The 1,248-nt window shown below is 59.5% G+C and carries 3 protein-coding genes; 2 read left to right on the top strand and 1 reads right to left on the bottom strand.

Annotated features, from left to right (window positions below; translation table 11 throughout):
- Positions 1-192, top strand: a 192-nt coding sequence (locus EXZ48_RS35240) for a hypothetical protein (protein ID WP_165909522.1), incomplete at its 5' end; no start/stop codon positions are given.
- Positions 193-321: 129 nt separating this feature from the next.
- Positions 322-663: a DUF1515 family protein gene (locus EXZ48_RS34600; RefSeq protein ID WP_130521596.1), complete on the top strand. Its 342-nt coding sequence runs from the start codon at positions 322-324 to the stop codon at positions 661-663.
- 82 nt (positions 664-745) lie between these two features.
- On the opposite strand, the gene EXZ48_RS34595 is transcribed toward EXZ48_RS34600, so the two are convergent.
- A partial coding sequence (locus tag EXZ48_RS34595; RefSeq protein ID WP_207900615.1) for a hypothetical protein occupies positions 746-1,248 on the bottom strand: 503 nt, incomplete at its 5' end.

Raw genomic sequence — 1,248 nt, 5'->3', positions numbered from 1 at the left:
AGCTACGTGCAGGCCTTCACGCTTCCAGCGGCTCGTGAGGCCGAAAGACAGGCCATCCGCGCCGAAACCCTTGAGCGGGCCATCGACCTCGTACAGGAAAGGAGCCGCACCAATGCGGATGTTCAACGCCTTAGCGACAGCGATATTTGCTCTGAGCTTGGCGGGCTGTTCCGCGACGGCGTCTGTGGTTGACGGTTCGGGCTTCGAAACCCTCAAGCCTTCCTCCGCGACAAGAGCCTTCATTGTCGCCAACGACCGGCCCTTTGCCGATCAGGTCGTCAGCCACAACCGCACATGCAATGCACAGCCAGGATGCCGTAAATGAGCCCACCTGAGATTGACGCCGCCGTCCATCAGCAACTCGGCGCGCTCGACGCGAAGATGGATCGTGTCCTTGCGGATCAGGACCAGGCGCGCGCTGATCGGAAGCAGCAGTATTCAAAGGCGGAAAACCTCGAGCGCCGGATGGACGATCTGGACAGGAAGTTTGAAGGGGTCGCGGTGCAGCTTGCCGAAGTGAAGACGACCACGAAGGAGATTGATCGCTGGAAGGAGCGGTTCGTCGGTATGCGCATGCTGATCGTATTCGTGGCCGCTGCATTCGGGGCAACACTTGCCACAGCCGGCAAATGGATACTCATAAAGTTCGGTTGGACGTCGTGACTCGAGCCGCCCTCATGCTCTAGTCCGCTTCACATCTCTCGTCGCCCCGCTGTCCTTCTGGATGGCGGGGCTTTTTTGCGTTTCAGCCCCTAAGCCACACCGGCAGTCCGCTTTCGTCGAGCGGCCCGATACGCTGCGCAACCATCGCCGGCCTTGTTCCGCTGCGCGCCATCCCTTCGTCATACCAGTCTTCAACGGCTTTCGCGGATTCCCACGCCTCAACCGTCCTGCCGCTGTGGGGCATCGGCCGTTGAAACCCTGGCCAGTCCGAACATCCTCCCGACCACAAGAACGTGCCCTTCTTCAGGCTGGTCCGATCTCGTGACACGCGACCGATGAAAAGCCCGTCGTGGAAGGCGCTCCAGTCTTCCTCCTCCTGATCAGGTACGGTCAGGACCCAGCGATATTTTCTCTTCCATGTGCGTTCGGACATGGGGAGGAGATGAGGCGGAGGCGAGGGCGAGTCAACAGAGATTCGGAATAGAGGGCGAACACCGTTCCCCCAAATATGTTTTCCGATTTGGGGGAAACCGCAAAAAGAGAAGCGGAAACAATGCTTGAAAAAGCGAATGGTGCCCCCACCAG

The organism is Shinella sp. JR1-6 (assembly GCF_004284735.1).
In the GTDB taxonomy this organism is placed as follows: Bacteria; Pseudomonadota; Alphaproteobacteria; order Rhizobiales; family Rhizobiaceae; genus Shinella.
Note: the sequence above shows the minus strand (reverse complement) of the source record. Positions and strands in the feature narration are given on the sequence as shown.

Bases quoted from the DNA above. Each gene is read 5' to 3' on its own strand.
- EXZ48_RS34600 (WP_130521596.1), top strand. From the start codon at position 322: ATGAGCCCACCTGAGATTGACGCCGCCGTCCATCAGCAACTCGGCGCG.